Origin of the sequence: Bianquea renquensis, assembly GCF_014384895.1 — a bacterium.
Classification (GTDB): Bacteria; Bacillota; Clostridia; order Lachnospirales; family Bianqueaceae; genus Bianquea; species Bianquea renquensis.
Window position 1 is genome coordinate 26,097 of the sequence record NZ_JACRSQ010000025.1, and the last position, 20,053, is coordinate 46,149.

Genomic DNA, 20,053 nt, shown 5'->3' on the forward strand with positions numbered 1-20,053 from the left:
AAAATTTCCAATAAAAAGCGGCCGATTTTTCTATTTTACGAATTTCTTGACCTTGAGAGGCAAAATTCCCCATGCTATAATGAAAGAAATTATTCGAAAAGGGGAATGTATTTTGGAACGGAAAATCGGTTATGCAGTCGTAGGACTTGGCATCGGGAGAAGCCATGCCGACGCTGCCGCAAACTCAAAGCATGGAAAGCTGGTTGCGGTTTGTGATCTACTGCAAGATCGGCTACAGGCGGCGGTTGAAAAACACCCCGGTATCCTTACATATGAAAGTTTTGACGAGATGCTCAAAAATCCAGATATTGAAATTGTCAGCATCGCTCTGCCCAGCGCCATGCACGCGGACTTTGCTGTTCGGGCTATGGAAGCGGGCAAGCATGTTTTAGTAGAAAAACCGCTTGACATCACGCCGGAGGCGGCTCAGAAGATCGAGGATGCCCGCATCCGCACTGGCAAAAAGGTTGGGGTCGTCCACCAGAACCGCAACAATGTCTGTATGAAACCCATGAAGGACGCCATTGACAGCGGCCGGATTGGAAAGTTGATTATCGGCACCTTTGAGGTCAAATGGTATCGCAACCAAGAATATTATGACAACGGCGGCTGGCGCGGCACATGGGAGATGGACGGCGGCGGATCCCTCATGAATCAAGCAGTCCACACGGTTGACCTGATGCAGTGGCTCATGGGCGACGTGGAGAGCGTTACCTCTGTTATGGGAATTTACAATCACACGATTGAGACTGAGGATATGACCACCTCCATCATTCGCTTTAAAAACGGGGCGGTTGCAACCTTTGTCAGTACTACCTGCGCATATCCCGGTGTCGGCACTCACTTAAAAGTATATGGCTCCAAAGGAAGTATGGAGGCAAATACGGGGAATCTTACCTTATGGAAGTTTATGGACGCCCCTGAGAACGAGGAGGCCGAGATGCTACAGAAATATAACCAGGATTCCGGTGCTGCCGCCAGTGATCCAACCCTTGTCCTTGGTCATCCCTCCATGATAGAAGATATGATCGACGCGGTTTACTATGACCGCGACCCGCAGATCGTTCCCAGCGAGGGAATCAAGGCGGTCAAGATTGTCTGTGCAATTTATGAATCTGCGCGCACAGGAAAGACCATCAAGATCGACTAGGGAGGGGAAGATATGGTGCGATTGGGATGTTGTCTTCCTGGCGGCTCCTTTATGCCGCAGGGCGAGGAACAGATTCCAGCCTCAACGGAGAGTGTCCTGCTGGAAGGCACACAAATCATCGCAGAGGCAGGTTACAGCTATTCAGAAATCTGCGCCGGTCTTCTCTGTGAGCTTTCTGAGGAAGAGGTCGCCCGTCTAGCGCAGGCCCACGGGGCTGGGAAACTTCCCCTGGAGGTTTGCAATAGTTTTATCCCCGGTGATCTCCCGATTCTCGAACCCGGAAAACAGGAGGCCCTTCGGCGCTATACCGAAACCGTCATAGCCCGTGCCTCCCGTCTCGGAATTGACACCATCGTCTTCGGAAGCGGCAAGGCCCGAAGAATTCCAGAGGGAATGAGCCGGGAGGAAGGTATCGCTGGAATCCATAATTTCTTGCGGATGTGCAATGCCTTTGGGGAACAGTATGACGTTACCATTGCCATCGAACCGCTTAACAGGAGAGAATGCAACGTTCTCAACACAGTTGCCGAGGGCGCGGAGATGGTTCATGCACTCCAGCTTTCGAAAGTTCGCTTGCTAGCTGACGCATTTCACATGTACTGCGAAGCGGAAGATTTCTCTGTCTTGCAGAGAGAGCGAGAGATTCTAGTCCATATCCACGTTGCCGAGCCGCCGGATCGAGTCTATCCCGGGCGGGACGGCGGCGAATATCTGATGGGATTCGCACAGGCACTCCAGTCGTCCGGCTATTGTGGTCGAGTCAGCGTAGAGTGCGGCTTTACAGATTTTAATAGCGAAATCATGTCCGCTCGGGCATTTCTTGAGGAGGCTTTTTCATGACAATCAGCATTACAGGACGCCGGGCTGTCACAGGTGAGCCGGTATGGATCAAGACAGACGGAATACCGGTGAATTGCTGCTCCGCTGTTACGGAGGATGGGATTATATATCCCGCCCAGCCAAAGGAGGATGGCGTCCTCGTGGTTGCCGACTTAGATTGCGATAAGGCAGTTGCGGCACAACTATCCGATAAACCCGCGGCAGGCGGCGTTGAAGTTAGACCCGCGGAGGATCAGAAAGCACTGGATATTTTCATAGGCGGCAAGCTGTTTACCTCATATGTGTTTGATCGCAGCTTACTTAAGCCCTATCTGGGGCCTGTCTACACTGCTGCGGGTACCTCCTATACCCGATTGGATCTGGAGACTACGGAACACCCGCACCAGCGCTCTGTTTTTATCGCTGTGGGCGATGTCAATGGCATTGATTTTTGGAATGAAGATCGAGAGACCGTCGGTGAGCAGCGCCATCAGGGCTTTGACCAGATCACGAGCGGCCCCGCCTGGGGTGGATTCACCGCCAAAAATATCTGGTATGACCACAAAAAAGGCAATGCGCTCCTGGATGAAAAGCGCACCTTTACCTTTTACAATCAACCTGACCGTTGCCGCTATGTCGATGTCGAGACTACTTTTACTGCTTCCTACTGCGATGTTCAGTTTGGCAATACCAAGGAGGCTGGTCCGCTCGGCATCCGCATCAACGAAGAGATGCGCGCGGACCGCAGCGGAAGCTTTATCAACGCATATGGTGCGCGCAACGAAGCGGAGTGTTGGGGACGTCCTGCCCCTTGGTGTGATTACACCGGCATGGTGGGGGGACAACAATACGGCATCGCCGTCTTTGATCACGAGGATAATGAACGCTATCCCACCACTTGGCATATCCGCGATTATGGACTGTTTGCCGCCAATAATCTGTACTTCAAAGGTGGACTGAAGATCCCTCGTCATTACTCGTTAACGTATAAATTCCGAATTTGCTTTCACGAAAACACACTGGATACGGCTGACCGTTTTCTTGTCTATGCGAGATAGCGCCTAAAATTTGTTCTGCTCTCCTGGATAAACTTTCTATATTATTTTCCACTGTTTGGCAAATTTCATAAAGTATAGCACTATACGAAAGGCTTTGTCAAGAAGAAATATGTGGAATTAGCACAATTATAATCAAATTTGTTCTAAAATATTAGACAATTTACTTATTTTAAATTTTTTTAATCGGCAAAATTACAATTTCGGTCGCCGCAGTTTCTGTTCTAAATCTTGCGTAAATGTCAAATTCAGAAGTCGTGGTACACTTTATCGCTCTTATACTGGTCAAATACTTGGTCATTTTGAGATATCAACCGATTCGTTTGATGCAGGAAACCTACAGTCCATCTATACTCCTATGTGCCACTAATTCTGGTCAAAATCATATCGCATATATTCCGTTAAGTCCCCTGATCACCACAAAAAAGGGGGGCTTTTTTCGTATAGTGCTATATTTTACGAAGGATCATTACAATATGTAATTTTTATAGACTGTAACATAGGCAACACACATTGCAGCTGCATGTCATGATCCTGCTTGCAGTTTCTATACTCTCGTAAAAATAGGAGGAAACCATTTTGAAACGAATTGCAATCGTCGGTACAGGCGGAAGAGGCTATATGTCCTATGGTATGCCCATTTCTGAGCGTTTTCAAGACTGCGCCCAGCTGGTTGGTCTCTGTGATATCAACCCCAAACGGGTTGAATACGTCTCCCAGCATCTCGCCGGCAACCCACCCGCCTTTACCGATTTCGATACTATGCTGAATGTCACCAACCCTGATACCATCATCATCACCACCGTGGACCGATTCCACAGCGAGTATGTCGTTCGCTCTCTGGACCGCGGCCTTGACGTCATATGCGAAAAGCCTCTTGCCATTCACCCCGATCAATGCCAGGCCATTTTGGACGCTGAGCGGCGCAATCACCGCAAGATCTCTGTCATCTTTAACATGCGCTACATGGCTCACATGGAGAAACTCAAGGAGGTCATGCTCTCCGGCGCCATTGGCAAGGTCATGAGCGTCGATTTCCAAGAGCTTCTCGATACCTCCCACGGCGCCAGTTACTTCCGCCGCTGGCACCGCTTGTTGGACAATTCCGGTGGCCTTCTCGTCCACAAAGCCACCCACCACTTCGACATTATCAACTGGCTCATTGAGCAGGATCCGGTTTCCGTCTATGCCATCGGTACTCGCGAATTTTACGGCAATGACCGACGCCAACACGGCCCCACTTGCCGCTCCTGCTCCCGCCGTTCCTCCTGCGAGTTTGATCTCAAGGGCGAGGAGAACGCCACCATCCGCGAACTCTATTTTGACTGTGAGGATGCCGATGGCTATCTCCGCGACCGCTGTCCCTTCGACAGCTCCATTACCATGTACGACAATACCTCCCTCAGCGTCCAGTATTCTGGCGGCGCTCTCCTGAGCTATTCCTTGATCGCTCACAGCCCCTATGAGGGCTTTCGACTCTCCATCAGCGGCTCCAATGGCCGTTTGGAGACGTGGGAACACAGCTCTGGACCCGAATCCGGCGATTCTCTTTTCCACATCAAAATTTACAATCGCCAAGGGGATCTCATTACATACGATACTCCTCCCCGCCAAGGCAACCACGGCGGCGCCGACGACCGCATCCTCTCCGCTTTGATGCGGGGGGTGGAGCCCACCTCTCTCCATCAACACGCAGGTTCACGGGAGGGCGTCATGTCTGTTCTCATCGGAATTGGCGCCAACGAGAGTATCAAAACGGGTACCCCCATTCGGATCCAAGATATGATCGATGTAGATACCCTCTCTTACTAGAGGGATTCTATAAATAAAAAAATGATTGGAGGATATTTGAATGAAAAAGCACTTTGCTAGACTGCTAGTCGTTTCCCTTCTGGCAGCCTCCTTCCTGCTTACGTCCTGCAAGAGCGGCGGCGGCGATAGCAGCTCAACTCCCTCAGGCAACAGCTCGGAAACATCCACGGTTTCCAACAACAGCTCCGAGGCGGACTCTTCAACCCCCTCGGCCGATCAGCCCTATGATCTGCCCATTGTCACCGACGGCTCTGTCACCATCTCCATCTCGTCCCCGGACTGTAAGGTGAAGGGCTACTCCTACACCGACGGCCTCCCCGTGTGGACCAAGCTGGAAGAGGAAACCGGGATCAAGATTGACTGGCGGGTTACCCCCAGCAGCGACTATGATTCCGTCATCCAGACACAGTTGGCTGCCGGCGTCGACCTTGCCGACTTCATCGATGTTCCCGATGGATCTCCCATGAAGTACGTCAACGACGGCCTCATCGTCCCCATCACAGAGCAGTTGGAGAAGTACGGGTACTACACCAAACAGTACTTCGAAGCCAACCCCTACATGAGACCCTTTGTCACAGGGCCTGACGGGGAAGTCTACTTCTTCAGCAGCGATATCGCGGGTAGCTATCTCACCGACCCCGGTTGCTGGATGATCCGGGAAGACTGGCTGGAGAAGTTTGATCTCGACATGCCGGAGACCCTGGATGACTGGTACAACTGCTGGAAAACCTTCCTGGAGCAGGATGCCAACGGAAATGGCGAGCGGGATGAAATCCCCTTCCTCACCGGTGATATTGTGAGTGCCCTTGGTGACACTTACGGTCTGAACACTGACATTGAGTCCAACGGCTGGATGGTCGATGAAAATGGCAAAGTCCAGTACGGTTATGCTCAGCCGGAGCTGAAAGAGTTCCTCACTTGGGCTAACAAGATCTATTCCGAAGGCCTGATGAGTCAGGACTTCGCCAACCGCGATGCGGACACCACCAACAAACAGCTCGGACAGGGTTTGGTTGGCAGTACCACGTCCCTTGTCAACTATATTGCGCAGTACAACAAACTTCTTGAAAGCTCCAACATCGACGGCAAATACGTAGCTGTCCCCACTCCTCCGAAAAAGGATGCCAACTCGGATCCCTCCATCGTACCTATTGGTGGCCCGACCGTTTTGACCTGGGGCTTCTCCAAGGACTGTGATGACCTGGATACGAAGTTCAAGTTTATCGACTACTGCTATGCCAGCCAGTCCGCTGTCTATGGCATGTGCTTTGGAATTGAAGGTCAGAGCTATGAGATCGGCTCCGATGGGCTTCCCGTTTACACCTCCTATGCCCTGGACAATCCTGACATGGGGATGGTCTCTGTCATTCGTTCTTTGGGCGGTATGCCTTACTTCCCCTTCACCCGCGCTCTTAACGGCTACTGGTCCCACGGTGTTCTTCAGACCAACAAAGAGGATCCGGAGTTAACGCAGGCCGCGGAAAACATGCAGCCCTATCTGACCCAGGCCTTCCCCCGCCGTATGCTCATGACCGAGGACGAGACCGCCACTTACGGACAGTATATGTCGGATATCGAGACTCGCGTGAAAGAGATGATGGTGAATTTCGTCATGGGCCGGGAAAGCTTGGACAAGTTTGATGACTACGTAGATGGCCTCTATTCAATGGGCCTCGACAAGGTTCTCGAAGTTCGGCAGGCTCAGTATGACCGTTACCTGGAAGCCTTGAAGTAAGGTTTCACCTCTCTTCGGCTGCTGCCTTGTTGTAGGCTAGAAAAGGCGGCAGCCTTTTTCCTTATTTTGATATTTTCTGACGGAGGCGTATCATGGCTAATTCGACTTCTGCAATTGCCCGGAAAAAAATGAGAACCACTCCGAAAAAGGCTCTCTTTTACATAAAGCGCGACCGTATGTTGTGGCTTCTCATCCTCCCCGGCCTTGCTTATTTTATCATCTTCAAGTACGTTCCCATGTTCGGCGTGCTCATGGCCTTTGAGGATTATCGCCCTTCCAAGGGAATCCTCGGCAGTCAGTGGGTCGGCCTCAGGTACTTTCTCGACTTCTTCCACTCTGCCTATTTCTCCAGACTCGTCCGCAACACCATTCTCATCAGCGTCTATAGCCTGCTCTGGGGCTTTCCTGTCCCTATTATCTTTGCCCTCTTCTTAAACGAGCTCCGCGACGGCCCCTTCAAAAAGGTCGTCCAGACCGTCAGCTATCTCCCTCACTTTATCTCCGTCGTCGTTCTCGTCGGCATGGTCCAAAGCTTTCTCAATCCCTACGACGGCATTGTCAATGTCATCATCAAGTCTCTCGGCGGCACCCCCATCAATTTCCTCAGCGAGCCTTCCTGGTTCCGCACCATCTATGTTGTCTCCGGCATTTGGCAGAACTTCGGCTACGATTCCATTATCTATCTCTCTGCCATCTCCGCTGTGGATCCTCAGCTCTATGAGGCCGCTCGCGTCGACGGCGCCAAGCGCCTTCAGATTATGTTCCACGTCACTCTCCCCGGTATCCTTCCCACTGTCATCATCATGCTCATCCTCCGCTTCGGCAGCATCATGAGCGTCGGCTTTGAGAAGGTCAACCTTCTCTACTCCCCCGCCACCTATGAGACCGCCGACGTCATTTCCACCTACGTCTACCGCCGCGGTGTCCTCGATGGTCAGTTCAGCTTTAGTACCGCTGTTGACTTCTTCAATTCTGTCATCAATCTCATCCTCATCTGTACTGTCAATAAGATTAGCCGCAAAGTTTCCGAAACTTCACTCTGGTAAGGAGGTGCTTTCCTTGTTTGGTTTTTCTTCTTCCCGCCGGCACAACCGCATTCGCGAGAGCTTCTCCGACCGGGTTGTCTATTGTATCACCATTCTCGTTATGATCCTTGTCCTTATTATCACCCTCTATCCTTTTCTCTACGTTCTCAGCATGTCCTTAAGCGATCAGGGCAGCGTGCTCCGTCAGGAGGTCTGGCTCCTTCCCAAAGGCTTTAATCTGAAATCCTACAAAAAGGTTTTCTCCGACTCCTCCATCTGGGTCGCCTACGGCAATACCCTGTACTACACCATTGTCGGCACCATCGTCAATGTCATCTTCACCTGCATGACCGCCTACCCACTCTCCCGCAGGCGCTTCTGGGGCCGCAACTTCATCTCCCTGTTGATCGTCTTCACCACCCTCTTCAGCGGGGGCATGATCCCCAACTTTTTGCTTATCAAAAACTTAGGTCTCTACAATACCCGCTGGGCGATGATTCTCCCCAACGCCATCAGCGTCTTCAACATGATTCTCGCTCGCACTTTCTTCATGGGCATTCCTGAGAGCTTGATGGAATCCGCCTCCATCGATGGCGCTGGCGAGGGTACCATTCTGTGGAAAATCGTCGTTCCCCTCTCCAAGCCCATTGTGGCCGTCCTCACCCTCTTTTACGCTGTCGGCCACTGGAATAGCTATTTCAACGCTCTCCTTTACGTCCCCGATATCAAGCTTCAACCTCTTCAGATGTATTTGGTTAAGCTTCTGGTGTTGGCGCAGGACCAGCTGGCCGAGGGCGATGGCGATCTCCTCCAGCTGGCTATGGAAGCCATGCAGACTAAGTATGCCACCATCATTGTCGTCATCCTCCCCATCCTCTGCATTTACCCCTTCTTACAGAAATACTTTGCTCAGGGCGTCATGATCGGCGCCATCAAGGAGTAATGGCATTCCCTGACAGAGGAGACTACTATGAATGATTATCCCCAAAAATGAAAAAATCGCGCGGATGCATTTGAATCGCCTCCGCGCTTCCTTTTTACTTCTGGATCTTGTCATTAGGTTCCATACAGGTAATCGGTGTAAACAGGCTGTAGTCCCCGCTGTAAAAGCATGGCATGGATATCCGAAACGGAGCGGGGGTCCGAAATCTGGAATTGCTCATCTCCCTTTGCCTCCTCTTCGTGTCCGCCGACGCCCGTTTTGACACCGGCAGATATTTTGGTTGCGCACAGTCCAATAACATGATCCCGAAAACCAGCCCGCTCTCGCGTGGATATATTGATACCGGCAAAGGGCATGTAGATCCGGAGGGCTAGCATAATCTGTAGGAGCTGTGGCTCGTGGACATCGTTGGGGCTATTGTCTGCGTTATTCTTATAAGGGCGCAGACGGGGAACGGAGAAGGATACCTCGGCATGGGGATACCGCTTTTGCAGCAGACTCATGTGGAGAGCGCCAGCGTAAGCGTCCCTCCGGAAATCGCCAAGGCCGAGCAGCGCTCCGCCGCAGACTCCCCGCATACCGCCTTGTAGCGCTCGTTCCTGCGCGTTGAAGCGATAGGCAAAGTTCCGTTTCGGGCCCGCCAGGTGTACCTCCTGATACCGTGTTTGGTCATAGGTTTCTTGATAGACGCTGACAAAATCAGCGCCTTTTTCATGCAGGTAGGCGTACTCCTCCACATCCATGGGATAGACTTCAATGCCGATGGCAGTGAAATATTCTTTGGCAATCTCGACAGCCCGGCCGATATAGGCTACATTGGACTGCGATTTGGATTCCCCCGTCAACAGTAAGATTTCCTTTAAGCCGGTTTTTGCGATAGCGGAGAGCTCATGGTCAATTTCCTCCTCCGTAAGCTTTCCCCGGTGAATCTGGTTTTTACAGTTGAATCCACAGTACACGCAGTGGTTAACACAGAAGTTGGCGATATATAAGGGTGTGTAGAGTCCCACGCTGTTGCCAAAATGTGTGGCTGTCAGCACTTTAGCCCGCTGCGCCATGGGCTCCAGATACGGTGCAGCCGCGGGGGAGAGCAGGGCCGCCAAGTCCACCGGCGTTAGCGTTTGCTTTTCCAGGGCACAAAATACATCGTGGGAGGTGAACGCAGAGAAATCAACCGCATCCCTAGCGGCTGTCACCTGTTCTAAGATTGTCGTTTCCATCTTCACGCCTCCAAAAATCCTGTCAGCGGGGAGGATGCCTGCGCCGTCAGATTCAAAACCCGGCCAAGCCCTGCCAGATACGCTTGACGTCCCGACTCCACCGCCAGCTTGAAGGCAGCCGCCATGGCCGCTGGGTCCTGCGCCGTCGCAACCGCCGTATTGACGAGGACCGCAGCAGCGCCCATCTCCATAGCCTCGCAGGCCTGGGATGGCTTGCCGATCCCTGCGTCCACAATGATGGGCAAATCCATCTCATCAATAAGCATCTGAATAAAGTCCTTCGAGCGCAGCCCCATGTTGCTTCCGATGGGAGCGCCAAGGGGCATAACCGCCGCGGCACCGGCGTCTTTGAGATCGCGGGCCACATTGAGATCCGGATGGATGTACGGCAGCACCACAAATCCTTCTTTTGCCAGAATCTCAGTGGCCAAAAGGGTCTCCTGATTGTCCGGCATCAAATATTTTGTATCCCGAATGACCTCAATCTTGACAAAATCACCGCACCCCAGCTCTCTAGCCAGGCGGGCGATTCGAACCGCCTCCTTAGCGTTGCGTGCGCCGGACGTGTTGGGCAAGAGCGTGATGCCCTCCGGAACATAGTCCAAAATATTTTCCTCGCCTCCCTGATTCGCCCGGCGAAGAGCAAGGGTCACGATCTGCGTTTCCCCTCTTTGTATGACATCAGCCATTTTGGATAAGGAAAACTTTCCCGTTCCGAGAAGTAAACGGGATGTAAAGGGTCTGCCCCCGATTATCAATTCATCCATACTATCCTCCATCTGCCGCCCTGAGCGGCCTTTTGTATCCTATAGAAACCTGACCAAAGTTTGCGGAGCGAACTCTTTATGGCTCGGTCTCACCCATCAGCAGGCGAAGCGCCATGTTCGCCTGATGCCCCGCGCAGACGGTAACGCGAGGGGCCATGAGCCCCACCCCCTCTCGCGCCTCTGAGGTCTCGTCCCCACATACGTACAAGCGCCGTAACGCTCGCCTCGTGTGGATCCGATTTGCGCTGTCCATGCCAGCCATACCGGATCCGCTGACGAGAATAGGTCCCTTTTCCATTTCCAGTATGGCATTGATTAACTCCGCTTTCGCACATGGATTGTCGAAGGCTTCACAGACGATATCGCAGGCACCGAAACAGGAGACTGCGTTACGGGCCGTGATTCTGTGCGGATATGTTTGGACCTGGACGAGAGGGTTGATTTCCCGAATTTGGTTGGCACAGGCGTCCGTCTTTTGCATTCCCAGATGGGATACGCCATAACATTGCCGGTTGAGATTGCTGGGTTCCACTGTGTCAAAATCAGCGAGTACCAGGAGTCCAATGCCGGTTCGGGCTAACATCATCGCAATGTTAGAGCCGAGTCCGCCAAGGCCTGCGATTCCAACTTTGGCTGAGCGGACACGCTCGTACACGCCCGGCGTGAGCCGCGCCAGCAGCATGGCCTCCAGCTCTTCGCGGAGAGGAGTCTGCCCCTTTTGAATCAAGACAACTTGATCGCCCTCCCGCAGCCGTTGGTTTTCATTGGTGTGATACCCGTTGACGATGGTTACTTCGCTGGCGGGGGCCATAGCGCTGCGAAGGCTCCACAAAAATGGTGCCCCTGTATAGTCCACGGGATGTCCATTCACTTGCAGCCGCACAGTCAACCCCCTCCTACAAAGCTTACAATTTCCAAACAATCATCCGGTTGAATTTCTGTCTGACTATACATGGATTTAGGAATGATGTCTCCATTTCGCTCGACGGCTATTTTTGCCGGATCATACTGAAACTTCTCCAATACCTGAAGCAGTGGAATCGCGGTTTCAAGCGCGATGTCCCTTCCATTTAAGCGCATTGTTTCACCTTCTCTCCTATGCAATAAAATAAAAGACTAAGCCTCCGCGCGTAAGCTTAGTCTTTGGGTTCTATTATGCAAGGGCCTATAAAAACCATATGCCATAATAAAGCGCAAAACTCCCTACGTCGGAATTAACCGCACAGGTTCAATGGATCTGAGGACGGTACCTCACTCTCAGCTGATTGCATCAGCTCTCCAGTTTTGTCTGCTTAGTTTCTTTTTTATGCGCCTGCGAAACCGAATCGTGCAGAGCATATATCTATTATAGGCTTGTCTATGGAAATTGTCAAGGCTGGGTTTTCAATGGGTTATGTCCCTTTCTGTTTTCCGAATGAAAACAATCTGTCAACTGCGCGCGTTCTTTCCACCCCACAGTGCGGTGACGATGAGCCCGCCCAGGCTTAGAAGCATCAGCGCAACGCACAGTCCTATAGGGGCCGTGTCGCCCGTCTGTGGACTGTCAGGATTGTCCGGCTTGCTGGGGACATCCGGGTCAACTGGGGTGTCGGGACGATAGGTATTCACAAGGTCATATCCATGGAGGGTCTTGTCGTAGCCGGGTACATCCACCTCATCAATCGTGTAGACAATTTCGTGGCCGTCGGCTGCGTAACGAGTCATCTCAAAGGCGTACCCCCATCCGTCCCTGGCTGTTACCACCCGCTGGACGGCAAGCTGGCCGTCGGCGTAAACCTCCACGGTGATGGAATCGGGGGGATTGGGGTTGTCCCCATGCTCCCACGTCTTTGTGCCCTTGATCCTCACCGTATCCTCCCCTAGATCCGACTCATAGCGGTTGACAAACTCGATCCTTTCCGCCGCCTGTCCGTTTTTCACAAGGCTTTGGGCAGCCGTCAGCCTCCCCTCCTGCTGGGTGACGGTGATCGTCAGGGTATAGAGGGCGTTATCATATCTCCATTCTTCCTCGCCGCCGTTCAACTCGGAAATTGTATAGATATAGACTCCTGCTTTCTCAAATATGAATCGGCCCAGCTCAGCCTCACCGCTGCCGGTGATCGCGATAATTTTGGCGCCACCGTCCGCGCCCTCCGGCATAGGCGCATCAGATTCGCCTTTCAGCAGGAAGGAAAACTGCGTTTCGGGCGCACTTTCACCCTCCACGACCTTTCGGATGACCGGCGGGTCAACGGATATTGGCGGAATATAGGTGTTGACAATATTCAGGCCGTCATAGGTAGCGGTGAAGCAGTCCAGCGGCGCTTCTTCAATGGTATATCGGATTTCATTGCCCTCCGCGTCATACTTGGGCACAGTAAAGCGGTAACGCCATTGGCCGTTGTCGTCCGGGGTGACTTGCTGCTCCTCTGCAAGCAGGCCGTCCTGCATGAGCCGGACCGTGATGGCCTCCGGCAGCACGCTTTTGTCGTAACCGCCCAGCTCCCACGTCTTTTCACCCTCGATTTCCATCTGTACCCGGTCTTTTTCAAAGGTGTTGGTAACGATAACCTCCACCGTCTGACCGGAAAGGGTGACGCCATAGCCGTTTGCGACAGACTGGCTGTACCCTTCGGGATAATAGTCGTCCTCCCTGACTTCATACTGTACCCCGGCTGGAACTTCAAATTCCCTGGCCTCGCCGGGTTTGAGTGTAAATTCCATATCCGCACCGTCAATGACAATGGTAAAGCGGAACTCTCTGTTTTCGTCCGCCTCCGGGTATTCGCCCGCCAGCCTCTTGGTAACGCGGAGGACCGCGACTTCCTCCGGCTCATCCGGCGTCCGGTTCTGGAACCGGACAGCAGCATTGCTTCCGCCAGTGATGACACCGGAAACCTCCATTACACCGGCTAGATATCCGCCGGAGCCGGTTTCTTTAACGGTGTAGGCCGTGCCGCCCGGGATCTCCTCGAACACGGCGGTCTGACCATGCTTTAAGTGAAGCGCACCGCCGCTTGTTAGCTGCCGCGGCTCACCGCCGTCGATGGAATACGGATATGTTCCGCTATCGGAAAAAATAACGGTGAACTCAAATTCCTTATCCAGGGCGGCATTGTCGCCCACAACTTCCTTTTCCACCGTCAGACTCCCCGGCTCGTCGGCTGGCTCATACACATTGACAAAGGGAAGCAACACGGTCTCATTGCCGGTGATCTGCCCGATGTACTCCGCAACAGTGGCGGTATAGCCCTCGGCGGTATAATCGGCTTCGGTGACGGTGTACGTCGCCGCCACAGGCAGGCCGAAAAAGGTTTTACTCTCGCCGTGCTTCAGGACAAAGGTTTCCGTCTGCCCGTTTATTACGGCGGTAAAGGTAAACTCCTTCTGCAAATCCGCGCCGGTGCCGGTCACTTCTTTGGAAACTGTCAGGCTTCCTGTCTGGCTGCGGGCGTAGGTATTGGTAAACACCGCCGCACAGCCATCTTCGGTGATCGTACCCCTGTGGCCGGTGCCGGATACAGTATAGTCGGGGACGGGCTGCTCGGCAACGGAGTAGGCCACGCCCACCGGGACACTCTCAAACACGGCGGTCTGGCCGTGCTTGAGGGTGAGCGTGCCGTCGCTGGAAAGCTCTTGCGGCTCTCCATCGTCAATGGAATACGAATAGTCGCCGCCGTCTGAGAAGGCGACGGTAAAAGTAAACTCTTGCTGCTTTTGTTCCTCGGTCAGCGGGGAATTGTCCGCGTTCTCGACGACCTTTTGCACCGAGAGCGTCCCTTGCAGCCGGACGTTGTAGGCGGTGACCATGACAGGCTCCGTTTCCTCGCCGGTGACGGTGAAGGGGTAGCGGATAATCCGCTGGCCGGTTTTGTCGGTATCGAAGGTAAAGCCCGTGCTGGGGGCGATCTCTTCGAAGTAGTAGGAGCCCGCCGGAAGCTGCACGGCAATTTTACCCTTTTCATCGGTGATATACCGGCCGCCAAGCGGCTCGCCGTCAGAAGTAAAGATGGAAAAGGCCGCGCCTGGGACGGGTGTGATTGTTTCGTTGCCCTCCGTGTCCCTTTCCAGTTTCGTAAGCTCCACGTCGGCGTAGGCGATGAGCTGGCTTTGGGTTTCGTTTTTGGCCTGCTGGCCGAGGCTTTGCCAGCCCAGCGTGCCGGTGATAAGGCCGCTTAACACAAATACTGCCGCCAGCATCATACTAACTGACCGATATATCGCTATGCGCATGGCAAAGCCCCTCCTTTCTTCTATAGATATATTCATTTCGGTTGCCTGCCGCAAGCACAGCAGGCGGGAGTTGCTACCTGCTGGGAACCATTCCCTTTGAACTATGATCGCTTTATTCGGTAAGATTATTACGACGTGTAGGTTCCTGTCGTCACCCACAAAGCAGGACGCACACCGCCACCTCTAATACCATCGTAGTCGCTACAGTAGTAACTTCCGTACATACTAGAATTTCCATTATGATTGACTATAGCCATACCCACAATAGGATTAGAAGATGACCATTTCGGTGAGCGTAAAAACCACCAAGCACGAGTGTCATTATAAGTCGCTTTCCAGCTTCCACCCGGTGCAGGTAGCATAGTTCCATTATAGGTATAATCTTTTGCAACAGCAGTTTTATCATCCATCGTTCCAAATACATCCGCTTCACTCAACAAAAACACTTTATCCGTTGTTGTATCAAAGGTATCTTCATCCGCATCCCAAGTGGAACGAGTATAAATAGTCGTGGACATTGCCTTCTGGCTTAACACAGGTTTGCTGCTCAGCCATTCATCATTTAAGTAAGTCTCCATAGCACTACCTTTCCATTTGGGACTATTAGGGTCTATTGAAGACGAATTAATAGGTCTGTTAACTTCCAAAATATCTTTGGGAAGGAGCAATGCTTTGTTTCCATCCTTCACCAGTACATACCACTTGATACCGTCAATCGTAACGGTTGTGGTACTGCCTGCCGTAACGTTTGCCACTGATTTCTCAAAATTAACTACTACCGTTTTGGTGCCAAAAACAGAGGAACCTGCAGTAGAGGTAGCCGTGACAGTCAACGTGTTGTTAAGGTCTTCATCTGCCCCCACGGTCAGCAGACCGCCGGAACTGATGGCCGTGCTGGAAGATGTATTGCCGGATACCGTCCAGGTAACATTTTGGGGTACGCCTGTGGTAGATCCCTCTCCCGTTACCTGCGCGCTGTACTGACGTGTCTCGCCTGCTGCTAACGGCATTGTTGCCGTGGTCGAAACCGTCACCGTATCCGCCAACGGATTCACCGTCACCGTCTTGGTTCCCACTGCTGCGCTGTTGACAACGGAAGTCGCCTTAATGGTCAGTGTGCCACCAGCCGTCTCATCTTCTCCAACGGTCAGCAAGCCGCTGGTGCTAATGGCAGTGCTGGAAGATGTATTGCCGGATACCGCCCAGGTGACGCCCTGGGGCACTCCGTCCGATGAACCCTCATCCAGCACGGCTGCGGTAAACTGGAGTGTTCTAGCTGTTTTCACCGTAGTGGCGTTGCCCGCCGAGGCCACCGTCACCCCGTCTCCCAGCACCAGAATCGTCACAGTTGCATCGCCCACCGCCGCGTTGTTCACCATGGACGTGGCCTTAATCGTCAGCACATTCCCCACGGTTTCCTCCAGCCCAACCGTTAAAAGGCCCTCGTCGCTGATGGAAGTGTCCGATGCCGTGTTGCCGGATACTGTCCATGTCACATCCTGCGATACGCCGTCCTGGGAGCCTTGGTTGCTCACAGCGGCACTGAATTGCAGCGTCCGGCCCCGCTTGACGCTGGTGGCGCCGTCTGCCGAGGAAATAACAACGCCGTCCGCCGCCGCCACTACCGTCACCTGCATTTCACCCATGGCGGTGTCGTTTTCCTGAGACGTGGCTTTCACCGTCAGCACTGTGCCCACCGGCTCGTTGGCCGCAACCGTTAAGAGACCGGCATCATTGAGGGACGTCCCAGAGGAGGTATTGCCCTCCAGCGTCCACGTCACACCCTGATTGGTGATGGCGGTATCCGCGATGGTCACTGCGGCGTTAAATTGCAGATTGGAGGCCGTCTTGACCGTGATTGCATTATTCTCAGAAGATACCGTGACCTTCAAGAGCTCGCCCGCCGCCTGGTGGAGAAGCTGTAACGCGTCGATGCTGGGTTCCGGCCCAGCGTCCGGGGTGTAGAATCCGTTGCCAGCCCCTTTGCCCCAGTCGCCGTCCCGTCCGTCGGTAAACTGTGCGACAACGTGAATGCCGTAGTAGCAATCCGTTGTCATGGTCTTTTCAAGATGGATGCCATTTAGCAAAAGGCCCGTCGCTTCGCCCGGCTGGATGGCCTGCGCCCAGTAAGCCCAACCGTCCGTGTCGTACACCCAATACGGGCCAGCTGGGGCACCCATTGCTTTCCACTGCGCCATCGTCAGCACTTGGGCCTCCAGCGTTTCCGCTGCGGTGTGGGTTTCGCTTTGAAGGGTATAGTTTACGTCCTCCACGCCGGCATCGCCCTCGTCGATGTCATTGTCGTCCGCGTCGTATTCCGCGTCGGCGGTTTTGGTCTGGCCGACAGTGTAGGTCTCATAGTCCCCATATCGGTCCTCATCGGTAGCAGGGTCGCCGTCCGGCCCTGCGTATGTGCCGTTGATGTCGGCTTTTAGGCTATCCCGATTTTTCAGGAAGGTGGGCATATAGACGGTCTTGCCGCCCATCTCCCACGTGTAATACTCCCGGAACGCAGAGTTCGTGCCCGCTGGGTCGCCTTCTTCCGGCAGGTGGGTCGTCCATGTCGTGACATCGTTGATGTCTGTCCCGGCCACCAGCGGGGTGGCCAGATTCTCGCCATCCATGCCGTCCTTGATTCCGGCGCCCAGGCCAGTTTCCAGATATTCATCCAAGCGCACCCTTGCATAGATGGGCACGCCGCCCGCTTCCCCTTCGCCCATGAAGTTTTCCACATATACATCCTTGTTGACGCCGTCGAAATCATCGTGCAGACGGCCACCTGGATTGACGTATTCTTCGGCCACTTCGTTCAGCGCCATTTGGCTAATGGACTGCCACGCAAAGGTGCCCGTCAGCAGTATGGCCGTTGCGACCACAACCGCCATCACAGCCGAAACAACTTTACGATTTTTTACCTTGCTCAATGTGAATTCCCCTTTCTTGACAAATTTCGCTGGATATTAGCCATTGACGGTTATTTCCATATCCCCGGAAACACGGATATTTTCTTTCGACGTCGCCTTGATAATCAGCGTACCGGCGGCCTCATCGCTCCCTACCGTCAACAGGCCATCGGTGTCGACGGTGGTATCCTCCGAAGTATTGCCGGAAACCGTCCAACTCACATTCTGGTTGGCGATCGTCTCACCCGCCAGCGTCACCGCTGCGCTAAATTGGAGGGTTGATCCGGAGGCTACGGTCGTTACGCCGTCCGCTGAAGAAACCGTTACTGCGATCTTTTCCGCCAGCGCCTTATTCAGAAGCTCCAACGCGTCCGCGCTGGGGACGCTGGCCGCGTCGGTATAGAAGCCGTTGCCTTCCGCCTGGCCCCAATCGCCTCCGTCCGAGAACTGGCCAACCACATTAATGCCGTAATACCAGTCGTCCTGAATGACCTCGTTCAGCTCAATGCCGTCCAGCAGCAGGCCGGTGGCTTCGCCGGGAAGGATCGGCTGCGCCCAATACGCCCAGCCATCCGTGTCGTACACCCAATACGGGCCCACCGGTGCCCCCTGCGCTTTCCACTCCGCCATCGTCAGCACGGTGGCTGTCTGCGTAGCTTTGGCGGTGTGGGTTTCGCTGTTGACCGTATAGTTTACGTTCTCCACGCCGTTGCCGCCCTCGTCAATGTCGTTATCGTCCGCGTCATAGGTGGCGCCGGCGGTGATCTGCTGTCCAGCCGTGTAGGTCTCATAATCCCCATAGCGATCCTCTTTGGTCGCAGGGTCGCCGTCCGGCCCGGCAAAGGTTCCGTTGATGTCCGCCTCTAGACTGTCCTTGTTCTTGTTGAACGTGGGCAAAAACACGGTTTCTCCGCCCATTGTCCAAGTCCAGTAGGTATGGAAGTCCCCTTCCGCTCCCTCTGTAACGCTGGTGCCCGGGACATGGGCCGTCCAAGTGGATACGTCGTTGATGTCTGTCCCGGCCACCACCGGGGTTGCCTCATTTGTCCCCGTGCCTCCGGCTTTGAGACCCGCGCCCTTGCCAATTTCCATATACTCGTCCAGACGGACACGGGCGAAGATGGGCACGCCTCCCGTATCATAGCTACTGAAATTTTCCACATACACATCCTTGTTGCTGCCGTTGAAATCGTCGTGCAGACGGCCACCGGGATTGACGTATGTGACGGTGGTTTCATTGAGAGCCGTCTGGCTAATGCTCTGCCACGCAAAGGTGCCCGTCAGCAGAATGACGGCTGCGGCCACCACCGCCGTTACCGCCGAGGTAACTTTGCGTTTTTGGGTCTTTTCCTTTACCATTTGATTCCTCGTCCTTTCATTAAGTATTCGCTATGTATAAAAAAGGAAAGCTTCCTTTTTATACGCCCCGATTAGGTTGTTCGGCTGTGTCCTGCTCCGCCTTTTTTTTGGGAGGACTTTTGAAGATGCGCCCCAGCACATGGATCAGCGCGAGGCCCACCGCCAGCACAAGCAGGAGGAGCGGCCAATACGAGCGGATGAAGCTGGCTGCGAGTCCCAGCGTTTCGCTGTGGAACACTACCTTGCCCACCACATTGACAGCAGGAACCGGCTGCTTATCCGGCTGAGCGTTCATAATGCCCTGGGTAGTGAACGCCCTCTGCCCCGTGTTCTCGTAATTCTCGATAATACCCACGATCCGGTGGGTGACAGAGGTGGTCTGGTTCGCCATATAGGTGATGTCGTCCCCAATCTGCAGCATGTCCGGGTCTACGGTTTTGGCGATGACCAGCGATCCCTTTGGTATCTCGCTCTGCATGGATTCGGTGAGGACAATCATGCCGGAATACCCTGCCAAACTGCGAGGCGAGCCGTCGCTGGTAGTGCGGATAAACAGGGCAGTCAGGATTAATAGGAGCAACAGCCCATAGAAGACGCACTCCCCCATGATTTTCCATGCCCGGCCTTTTTTCGGCCCGGCTTTTGCGCTGGCGCTGTGCTGCGGTTTCGATTCCTGTCCCACAGGTTCTCGCTTCTCCCCCAGCTTGTCCGGCATGGGCTCGCTACAGGCGGCTGGGGGAGCATGGCCCTCCTCCCCTGGGATTCTCTTCCTCTGCGCCTCCGCCAGAATCGCGTCAGCTAACCGTTTGTCCTGCCGGGTCAGTTCTTTTTCCTGCTCTAGGATTTGCTCCTGCAACAGATCCACTTTCACCGCCAAATTGCGATAGGCCCCAATCAATACATCGATTCGGGGATCCTCCCGCGGCGGGGACGTCTTCTCTTTTATGCTCTGTTCCTGTTCGTCCCTCATACTCATTTCCTTTAGTGCTATGGCTTGCCCCCTTTACAGCAGAAGAACTCTTCTGTTGTAGTTTTTTCCATCAGGATACCGGA

General features: G+C 53.7%; 15 protein-coding genes and 1 riboswitch. Of the genes, 7 read left to right on the forward strand and 8 right to left on the reverse strand.

The genetic code is table 11. From position 1 onward, the window contains the following. The first annotated feature begins 112 nt into the window (after positions 1 to 112). The 7 genes from H8730_RS13655 (at position 113) to H8730_RS13685 (ending at position 8,539) form a co-directional block, all read left to right on the forward strand. Positions 113 to 1,150: a Gfo/Idh/MocA family protein gene (locus H8730_RS13655; RefSeq protein ID WP_177719493.1), complete on the forward strand. Its 1,038-nt coding sequence runs from the start codon at positions 113 to 115 to the stop codon at positions 1,148 to 1,150. Between the two features lie 12 nt (positions 1,151 to 1,162). Next, complete coding sequence (locus H8730_RS13660; protein ID WP_177719492.1) at positions 1,163 to 1,990, forward strand: sugar phosphate isomerase/epimerase family protein; 828 nt, start codon at positions 1,163 to 1,165, stop codon at positions 1,988 to 1,990. Further along, positions 1,987 to 3,027, forward strand: coding sequence for a DUF6807 domain-containing protein (locus tag H8730_RS13665; protein ID WP_177719491.1), 1,041 nt, complete (start codon positions 1,987 to 1,989; stop codon positions 3,025 to 3,027). The genes H8730_RS13660 and H8730_RS13665 overlap by 4 nt, the downstream gene beginning before the upstream one ends. A gap of 576 nt (positions 3,028 to 3,603) precedes the next feature. Next, positions 3,604 to 4,836: a Gfo/Idh/MocA family oxidoreductase gene (locus tag H8730_RS13670; RefSeq protein ID WP_249289973.1), complete on the forward strand. Its 1,233-nt coding sequence runs from the start codon at positions 3,604 to 3,606 to the stop codon at positions 4,834 to 4,836. A gap of 40 nt (positions 4,837 to 4,876) precedes the next feature. Continuing rightward, positions 4,877 to 6,571: an extracellular solute-binding protein gene (locus tag H8730_RS13675; RefSeq protein ID WP_177719489.1), complete on the forward strand. Its 1,695-nt coding sequence runs from the start codon at positions 4,877 to 4,879 to the stop codon at positions 6,569 to 6,571. Between the two features lie 92 nt (positions 6,572 to 6,663). After that, a complete protein-coding gene (locus H8730_RS13680; RefSeq protein ID WP_177719488.1) occupies positions 6,664 to 7,617 on the forward strand; it encodes an ABC transporter permease in 954 nt (317 codons plus the stop codon). A gap of 13 nt (positions 7,618 to 7,630) precedes the next feature. After that, the gene (locus H8730_RS13685; protein WP_249289975.1) at positions 7,631 to 8,539 is read left to right on the forward strand and encodes a carbohydrate ABC transporter permease; all 909 of its coding nucleotides are present in this window, start codon (positions 7,631 to 7,633) and stop codon (positions 8,537 to 8,539) included. A 113-nt stretch (positions 8,540 to 8,652) separates the two neighbouring features. On the opposite strand, the gene thiH is transcribed toward H8730_RS13685, so the two are convergent. The 8 genes from thiH to H8730_RS13725 form a co-directional block, all read right to left on the reverse strand. Beyond that, positions 8,653 to 9,759, reverse strand: a complete 1,107-nt coding sequence (gene thiH, locus H8730_RS13690; RefSeq protein WP_177719487.1) for a 2-iminoacetate synthase ThiH — start codon at positions 9,757 to 9,759, stop codon at positions 8,653 to 8,655. A 2-nt stretch (positions 9,760 to 9,761) separates the two neighbouring features. Then, positions 9,762 to 10,526 carry a thiazole synthase gene (locus tag H8730_RS13695; protein WP_249289976.1) on the reverse strand — a complete coding sequence of 255 codons (765 nt, stop codon included), beginning with the start codon at positions 10,524 to 10,526 and terminating at the stop codon, positions 9,762 to 9,764. Positions 10,527 to 10,602: 76 nt separating this feature from the next. Beyond that, positions 10,603 to 11,409, reverse strand: coding sequence for a sulfur carrier protein ThiS adenylyltransferase ThiF (gene thiF / locus H8730_RS13700; RefSeq protein WP_177719485.1), 807 nt, complete (start codon positions 11,407 to 11,409; stop codon positions 10,603 to 10,605). A gap of 2 nt (positions 11,410 to 11,411) precedes the next feature. Continuing rightward, complete coding sequence (gene thiS, locus H8730_RS13705; protein ID WP_177719484.1) at positions 11,412 to 11,606, reverse strand: sulfur carrier protein ThiS; 195 nt, start codon at positions 11,604 to 11,606, stop codon at positions 11,412 to 11,414. A gap of 103 nt (positions 11,607 to 11,709) precedes the next feature. Beyond that, a riboswitch (TPP riboswitch) is annotated at positions 11,710 to 11,817 on the reverse strand. Between the two features lie 137 nt (positions 11,818 to 11,954). After that, positions 11,955 to 14,738, reverse strand: coding sequence for a DUF7601 domain-containing protein (locus tag H8730_RS13710; protein WP_177719483.1), 2,784 nt, complete (start codon positions 14,736 to 14,738; stop codon positions 11,955 to 11,957). A gap of 128 nt (positions 14,739 to 14,866) precedes the next feature. After that, positions 14,867 to 17,662: a DUF6273 domain-containing protein gene (locus H8730_RS13715; protein ID WP_249289977.1), complete on the reverse strand. Its 2,796-nt coding sequence runs from the start codon at positions 17,660 to 17,662 to the stop codon at positions 14,867 to 14,869. Between the two features lie 36 nt (positions 17,663 to 17,698). After that, positions 17,699 to 19,000 (reverse strand): hypothetical protein, encoded by a 1,302-nt coding sequence (locus H8730_RS13720; protein ID WP_249289979.1) that lies wholly within the window; start codon positions 18,998 to 19,000, stop codon positions 17,699 to 17,701. A 58-nt stretch (positions 19,001 to 19,058) separates the two neighbouring features. Beyond that, entirely contained in the window at positions 19,059 to 19,970 is a 912-nt protein-coding gene (locus tag H8730_RS13725) for a signal peptidase I (RefSeq protein WP_249289981.1), read from the reverse strand. Between the last annotated feature and the right edge of the window lie 83 nt (positions 19,971 to 20,053).

Excerpts from the sequence above, each read along its gene's own strand:
- H8730_RS13665 (WP_177719491.1), top strand. The coding sequence starts at position 1,987 with ATGACAATCAGCATTACAGGACGCCGGGCTGTCACAGGTGAGCCGGTA.
- H8730_RS13725 (WP_249289981.1), bottom strand. The coding sequence starts at position 19,970 with ATGAGGGACGAACAGGAACAGAGCATAAAAGAGAAGACGTCCCCGCCG.
- H8730_RS13710 (WP_177719483.1), bottom strand. The coding sequence starts at position 14,738 with ATGCGCATAGCGATATATCGGTCAGTTAGTATGATGCTGGCGGCAGTA.
- H8730_RS13680 (WP_177719488.1), top strand. The coding sequence starts at position 6,664 with ATGGCTAATTCGACTTCTGCAATTGCCCGGAAAAAAATGAGAACCACT.
- H8730_RS13660 (WP_177719492.1), top strand. The coding sequence starts at position 1,163 with ATGGTGCGATTGGGATGTTGTCTTCCTGGCGGCTCCTTTATGCCGCAG.
- H8730_RS13695 (WP_249289976.1), bottom strand. The coding sequence starts at position 10,526 with ATGGATGAATTGATAATCGGGGGCAGACCCTTTACATCCCGTTTACTT.
- thiH (WP_177719487.1), bottom strand. The coding sequence starts at position 9,759 with ATGGAAACGACAATCTTAGAACAGGTGACAGCCGCTAGGGATGCGGTT.
- H8730_RS13675 (WP_177719489.1), top strand. The coding sequence starts at position 4,877 with ATGAAAAAGCACTTTGCTAGACTGCTAGTCGTTTCCCTTCTGGCAGCC.
- thiS (WP_177719484.1), bottom strand. The coding sequence starts at position 11,606 with ATGCGCTTAAATGGAAGGGACATCGCGCTTGAAACCGCGATTCCACTG.
- H8730_RS13720 (WP_249289979.1), bottom strand. The coding sequence starts at position 19,000 with ATGGTAAAGGAAAAGACCCAAAAACGCAAAGTTACCTCGGCGGTAACG.